We start from the raw sequence: 7009 nt of genomic DNA, 5'->3' as shown, positions 1-7009 counted from the left end.
CCAAACCTGATTTTACAGCCGCTCGTGGAAAATGCCATCAAACACGGAATAAGTCAGGTACGTGAAGCCGGCCATATCTGGGTGCATGCATGGCGGGAAGGAGAAAACCTATGTTTGAGTGTTCGGGACAATGGACCAGGAGATGCTGACAGCGGAAAGGCTGAAGAAGGACATGGAGTTGGGCTTCGTAATACGCAGGCACGCCTGGAACAACTCTATGTTTCTGCGCAAGATTTTGTGTTACGTGAGGCTGAAGGCGGGGGATTTGTTGTCGTCATTACGCTTCCTTACCACACCAGGACCGACTTGCACGCGGCTGCCCGTTTGGGGGCAAATATTGTAGACAACTTATGACCAAAGAGACTGCCATTCGTGTACTTATCGTTGATGATGAGCCTTTTGCCCGGCAATGGCTTGAAGACCTCCTGGCAGGAAAGGACAACGTAGAGATTGTCGGTATGGCAGCCAATGGGGAGGAAGCCGTCGAAGCAATTCATGCACTTGGTCCTGATTTGGTATTCCTCGACGTACAGATGCCTGGATTAACCGGGATTGATGTTATTCGTGAGATTGGTCCTGATCACATGCCTGTAACAATTTTTGTAACGGCGTACGATCAATTTGCGTTAAAGGCTTTTGAGTTAGCGGCTCTTGACTATCTGGTGAAGCCCTTTGACGAAAAACGATTTGAACAAAGTTTTGAACGAGCGAGAAGTGTGCTCACCCTTCAAAAAATGGGTGATATGACAGGGAGGTTGATGAAACTTGTTCAGGAAGGAGGGAAGAGGCATCAGCAACTACCGCAGCGTGCAGACAGAACGCCAGAGTACCTGGAGCGCGTGGCTGTGGAAATGCGTGGACAGATACGCATCGTTCCGGTTGTAGATATTGACTTCATCACGGCCAGTGATCACTATGCCGAGTTACATGTGGGAGAAAACGTATTTGTGACCCGCGAAAAAATGCAGACGCTGGAAGAACGTCTCGACCCGGACCAGTTCTTTCGAATTCACAGGAGTACCATTGTGAGGTTAGACTGTATCGAGTCTTTGCTCGTCAACTCTGGCGGGGATTATGCGGTTAAACTAAAGGGCGGTAAGCGACTCAAGGTAAGCCGGGGCCGGCGTGATGAACTGGAGACACGCCTGGGGCTGAATCGCTAGGGCGTGTAGACAATCAGCTAAAAAAGATTGTTTTGCTCATATTGCGCCTATCTTCGTTCTTTTCCTCGCACAGCCTGTCCTGAACTAGATTCAGGAATGCGCTGCATTGCGTCTCAAAAAACGCCTTGATAATCACAATATGCTTCAAAAACATAGATTTCCCTGCTAATTGTCTACACGCCCTAATCTGTTAGAAATCTCTCAACAGTCTCTTTCCCGTTGGATTTACCCCAAAAGACAGCTATAAGCACGGAAGGGACAAAGGATAGCTTTCTAAAAAAATGGAATGTAAGGACGCCTGGTTTCGTCTATGGAATTGTATCAGCGTGTTTGCTTTAGTGTCAAATACAAAGCGCTATACAGAACTAGATTTTAGACACCTTTCAATGCGAAATCAATGTACTTTAGTAAGCTTTTGCAGCGGCATCAAGCGAATCCGAGAGCCATTCTAATTTTGGGATTTCTTCTGTTGTTGCCTGCTTGTAGCTCAACCAAAACCATCCAGAGTCAATATGCTACAACGGTCCCTGCCATTGATGCGAATGTTAATGATTGGGATGGTGGGGTAAAGCAGGTAGAGAAAGAACGGTTTTCATTGGGCGTATCAAATGACACCGACTACCTGTATCTGGCATTTATGTCGCGCGATGAGTCTGTAACGCGTCAGATTATGACGCGGGGGCTTATGATCTGGTTAGATGCTGAAGGTGGTAAAGATAAATCCCTTGGCGTTAAATACCCTGTGGGCTTGATGGCCAGCGATGCACGTGGTGGTATGGGCAGGGGCGCAGGGAATTTCGACGCTGGTGGATCCGAAGAGGCGCGTCAACAACAAGCGCAGAGGATACAAGCAGCATCAGAGAAGATGCTGGCCCAGTTGGAAGTCATTGGCGATGAAACTGCGGCAGAGCGGATAGGCAGCGAGGATACAATTTCGGCTTCGGGTTCCTACGATTACGGTATTCTCACGTTTGAGCTGCGCCTTCCCCTGGCATCGCTAAATGGTTTACCAGTGGATGAGGCTTCCAGTGCTGTGGTTGGTGTAGGACTTGAAGTACCAGAAATAGATAGAGAAGCTGTCCGCGAGCAAACGGGGCAGCGAGGGGGAGGAAGAGCTGGTGGCGGCCGGCGAGGAGGCGGTGGCAGGGCTGGCGGAATAGGTGGAGGCAGGCCTGGTGGCGCAGGCGGTGCTGCTCAAGGGCGTGGAGGCGGTGCACAGGAGACCTTGAACCACTGGTTCAAAGCTGAACTATCTCAGAACGAAGGGCAAGAATAGGCGGTGTTGGAATGAGAGCCAGTTTAAACTTGAATGGCTCCAGTTTTATCGAAGACCTGGCTAGTTGAGTGTCAGGGAAAGTGTCAGGGTTCGTTAGTAGATCCCAGTAGGCTCCAGTGCCTAAATAATGGCTAAAATCCTCAAATAATATCCAAAATGGGCACACAGTAGACGCCAGTGGATCCCAGTAGACTGGCGAGCATACCCACCCCCGGCACAATTTAGAGCGACGGTTGCCTGACTGGTGGCAGTCGTTTTTAGTTGGGAAGCGGGACGAGAAGCCTGTGCTGGACACGATCTAGTAAGTCCCGACCCATTATATGGTTTTTCCTTCTCGCACAACCTTTGGCGCAATGTCACCACCCAGCGCTATTGACTTTTCTGACATCTGTAAGCGGCATTCACACACGATCTGAACGCGGCCTTAACATCTCTCCTTTAGACTCTGGCAAGGCATATAAATAAAAGCGGGTGCTTGGCGCATCGGCATGCTGACAACGCGGTCGGGCCTGTCGAGGCCGATGGGCAGCCAGGGCTTACTGTCCTGCGCATTATCGCATTATTCAGCCCAGTGCCGGGTAACGGTAGCCATAACAATCCCCTTCCTCAAAGACCTTGATTAGTCGAGGGTCTAAAGGGAAACAACTGAATAGAAAATCTTATGAAAAAATCAGTTTTTCCCCTTTTTACAGCCCTGCTCGGGTTATCTATTCTTTTTACAGCCTGCGATTCAAATGTGGACAACCCGGAAGATGCCGGCCCTATCAACACACCCGTCGCTGCGTTTGACGAATTTAACCCTGCCGCGGTGACTGTTTCTTTTGATGGAGATGAAATTACTATTGAGTCAAATGGTATGCCCAACCATACATCCCCGTACTGGGATGAGGCTAACGCGCTGTATATCGAACCCGTAGTGGCCCAGGCACTGACACCAGGGCGGATTGGTGGAGATCGTTCTTTTACGCTTACTACATCAGCTGCACCAGAACTGGCCCTTTCAAGTTCGGCAACAGGCCTGGGGCCCATTGGTATCTCAGTAACGGGTGTCCCAATTTTCAATGATACAGAAGGACCTAACAGACCCCTGGAAGAAGTAATTGCCGAAACGTTTGATTATGCCGGCGCCCACAATGGGCCTTCGGGCTACCATTACCATGTAGAGTCTTCAGATGTCCCTGAAAACACAGTGCTGTCTCATGATGATGAAAGGTTAGTAGGGATCATGGCAGATGGCTTTTTATTGTACGGAAGAAGAGAAGCGGATGGCTCTTATCCTGCAGATTTAGATGAATCAGGAGGCCACTTTGGCGTAACGCAACACAGTAATGGAGAAGAAATTTACCATTATCACATCATCAATGAATTTTATATAGGATCTATCATCGTCCTTTTTGGCGTGGATTTGCAAGGCACGCCAAGTCAGATCTTATAATAAAACCTGACAACTGCTTTCCCGGCAAAAGGCAGTTGTCAGGTTTTATTAGACCGCAAAAGTTAGCCTAATTCCTTTTCTATATATAAACAGATGAAGTCTATTACGCCATTCGTATTGTTGTTAAGTGTACTGATTGGGGCGTGTGCAGATGGGAAAGCCGCGAGCACTTTGCAAATTCCTGATTCGATTGAGGCTACCGTAGCGATACCCGATACAGCTGTTGATAAATCGCTGTTGGTCTACAATAATAAGACATCACTGTGGACATTGAATGGTCACCGCTATTCAGGCTATATGGTAGTGCAGTATCAAGACAATACACCAAAAGAAAAGACGGGAATCCTGAATGGGAAAAGAGAAGGTCAGGCTGCTAAATGGTATCCGGATGGGCATTTAAAGCAGGTGGCAAATTACCAAAATGGAAAACTTCATGGAGAGAAAAAAAGGTGGTCTTCGGATGTGAGTCATACCCTGGTTTCGCAGCTAAACTATCATTTGGGAAAGACACACGGAGAACAAACACTATGGTATCGGACGGGAGAGATCTATAAAAAGCTGAACCTCAACATGGGGAAAGAACAGGGCATTCAACAGGCCTTCAGGAAAAATGGAGACATGTATGCTAACTATGAAGCGAGGGAAGGTAGAATTTTTGGATTAAAAAAAGCAGCGCTTTGCTATGGCCTGGAAGATGAGGATATTCAATATGAAAATTAACTGTTTTCTTTTATTGATAATAATGTTTTGGGCGGGGTGTAATGAGTCCGAGCCCAACAACAGCAGGGTTGAATCCCTTCCCTTTTACAGTGAGGCGACGTTTACGCCGCATTGGATTTCCCCTGATGATGCAGCACTGGAGCGCTTTCATCGTATTTCGCCTTTCAAGCTTGTTAATCAAGAGGGCGAAACGGTTACAGAAAAAGATTTTGAGGGCAAGATATATGTCGCAGATTTTTTCTTTACCTCTTGCCCTGGTCTTTGTCCCCGGATGGCCAGTAACATGATGCTATTGCAAGATGCATTTGTAGCAGATGATGAGATACTGTTGTTATCCCATTCTGTGACACCCGAAAAAGATTCTGTGCCTGTGTTAAAAGAATATGCCGAAAACAAAGGGGTTTTGTCACATAAATGGCATTTGGTTACAGGTGCGAAAAAAGATATCTATAAGTTAGGCCGGCAAGATTATTTCGTTGAAGAAGACCTGGGCGAAAACAAAAGCGAAGATGATTTCCTGCACACGGAGAATTTTGTGCTAGTCGACAAAAACAGGCACATAAGAGGTGTTTACAACGGATTAAACAAAACGGCAATCAATCAATTAATCAGTGATATTGAAACCTTAAAGAAGGAGGGATAAGGTGAGCTTCCCCGGTAAGCTCCCCTGGAGAAAGTAGTAGAAAATGATCCTTGACCCATCTCCAACAAACTGAACCAAACAAAAGGTCAGATTTCGCTTAAATTGGGGGCTTGTACACACTGGACAACATCTCAGTCGACTCGAAGCTAATATGCCTCCCATAATTGCTATGTACAGATGTCCCGTTTTCCTATTGCTGCTTTTTATCCTGCTTACCGGCTGTGAACCTGCGGCTGAAAAGCCGGCAACACCCGACGATACGCTCCCAAATATCGTCCTCATAATCAGTGACGATCATGGGTGGACGGACTTTGGGTTTATGGGGCATGAGGCGATTCAAACGCCGCACATCGATGCGCTGGCAGCAGAAAGTATGCTGTACACCCGGGGCTACGTGCCCACATCGGTTTGCCGGCCCAGCCTGGCCACGATGATCACCGGGCTCTTCCCACACGAACACGGCATCACCGGCAACGACCCGCCGGGCGGGCTCGAAGAAATGCGCGATCCGGTGAAGCGGGCAATGATGGTTGAGATTTTCAAAAAACACAAAACCGTCAGCGAATCTCTTGCGGAGTTGGGATACGTGAGCCATCAGTCTGGCAAGTGGTGGGAGGGCGCGCCAACCGAGCATGGCTTCACGGCCGGCATGACCCACGGCGTTGTTGAAGAAGGCGGCCGGCACGGCGACGAAGGGTTGAAAATTGGCAGGGAGGGCATGCAGCCAATTTTTGAGTTTATCGAAGGTGCGGGTGAGCAGCCGTTTTTTGTCTGGTATGCCCCGTTTTTACCCCACACACCACACAATCCGCCAGAGCGGTTGCTCGAAAAGTACACGGCGCCCGACAGGTCAGAACGTGTGGCAAAGTATTACGCCATGGTGGACTGGTTCGATGAAACGGTTGGCGAGCTGCTCAATTTTTTGGATGACAACGGGCACCGCGAAAACACGCTTGTGGTGTTTGTGAACGACAATGGCTGGGTGCAGGCCGTTGGCGATCAGGGAATGCCGGATACGCGCTCCAAAATGTCGCCTTACGATGCCGGCATGCGCACGCCGCTCATGCTGCGGTGGCCTGGTGTTGTCGAAGCCGGCAGGGACGACCAGACCCTGGTGGGCAGTATCGACCTTGCGCCCACCATGTTGCACGCTGCGGGTATAGACGTGCCGGCTACCATGCGCGGCTTAAATCTTTTCGAATCAGCAGAGCTAGAGAAGCGAAAAGCACTCTACGGCGCGTTGTTCGCACACACGGCCGCAGATCTAAACGACCCGGTTGCTAACTTGAAGTACAGGTACACGGTGCGTGAAGACGGTTGGAAACTGATCCTGCCTTACCTGCCCAATGAGGATGTAACGCTCATGATCCGTGGCCAGCAGACTGCCTGGATGACCAATGACGTTGAGCTGTATAATGTCATCGATGATCCTTATGAGCTAAATAACCAGGCGGCGGCGCGCCCAGGACTAGTGGCTGAAATGACGAGCACCCTGGAGGATTGGTGGGCGGTTTATCAGTGAGATTGTTGGCACAGATCAGCCAGCAGCAACGCGTTTTAATGGTTCAAATCTGAGGCAGGCAGTTAAGCGTGATGACTATTAGATAAGGGCTAAAATACCTGTGCCTTTCAAATCTCATCCTCTTCAGACTTTCGCGTAATGAGTATTTCTGTTGCTGATAAACAACGCCATGACCAGGTCGTGCTGGATGCAAAGCGGTTGGCTGCTTTGTATCAAACTAAATTACTGGATTCACAGCCGGATAAAGCCT

General features: G+C 48.9%; 7 protein-coding genes. All 7 read left to right on the top strand.

The genetic code is table 11. The features are described 5' to 3' along the window. On the top strand, positions 1-354 hold a 354-nt coding region (locus AAF564_24925), incomplete at its 5' end, for an ATP-binding protein (protein ID MEM8488812.1). Next, a complete protein-coding gene (locus AAF564_24920) occupies positions 351-1163 on the top strand; it encodes a LytTR family DNA-binding domain-containing protein (GenBank protein MEM8488811.1) in 813 nt (270 codons plus the stop codon). The genes AAF564_24925 and AAF564_24920, both read left to right, overlap by 4 nt. A 454-nt stretch (positions 1164-1617) precedes the next feature. Further along, on the top strand, positions 1618-2439 hold the full coding sequence (locus AAF564_24915) for a hypothetical protein (GenBank protein MEM8488810.1): 822 nt from the start codon (positions 1618-1620) through the stop codon (positions 2437-2439). 661 nt (positions 2440-3100) lie between these two features. Further along, positions 3101-3874: a YHYH protein gene (locus AAF564_24910; protein ID MEM8488809.1), complete on the top strand. Its 774-nt coding sequence runs from the start codon at positions 3101-3103 to the stop codon at positions 3872-3874. 93 nt (positions 3875-3967) lie between these two features. Continuing rightward, a complete protein-coding gene (locus AAF564_24905) occupies positions 3968-4594 on the top strand; it encodes a membrane-binding protein (protein ID MEM8488808.1) in 627 nt (208 codons plus the stop codon). Then, on the top strand, positions 4584-5237 hold the full coding sequence (locus tag AAF564_24900) for an SCO family protein (GenBank protein MEM8488807.1): 654 nt from the start codon (positions 4584-4586) through the stop codon (positions 5235-5237). Before AAF564_24905 ends, AAF564_24900 begins: the two co-directional genes overlap by 11 nt. Positions 5238-5406: 169 nt before the next feature. Continuing rightward, positions 5407-6759 (top strand): sulfatase, encoded by a 1353-nt coding sequence (locus AAF564_24895; GenBank protein ID MEM8488806.1) that lies wholly within the window; start codon positions 5407-5409, stop codon positions 6757-6759. Positions 6760-7009: the final 250 nt, after the last annotated feature.

This window comes from Bacteroidota bacterium (assembly GCA_039111535.1).
Lineage (GTDB): Bacteria > Bacteroidota > Rhodothermia > Rhodothermales > JAHQVL01 > JBCCIM01.
Note: the sequence above shows the minus strand (reverse complement) of the source record. Positions and strands in the feature narration are given on the sequence as shown.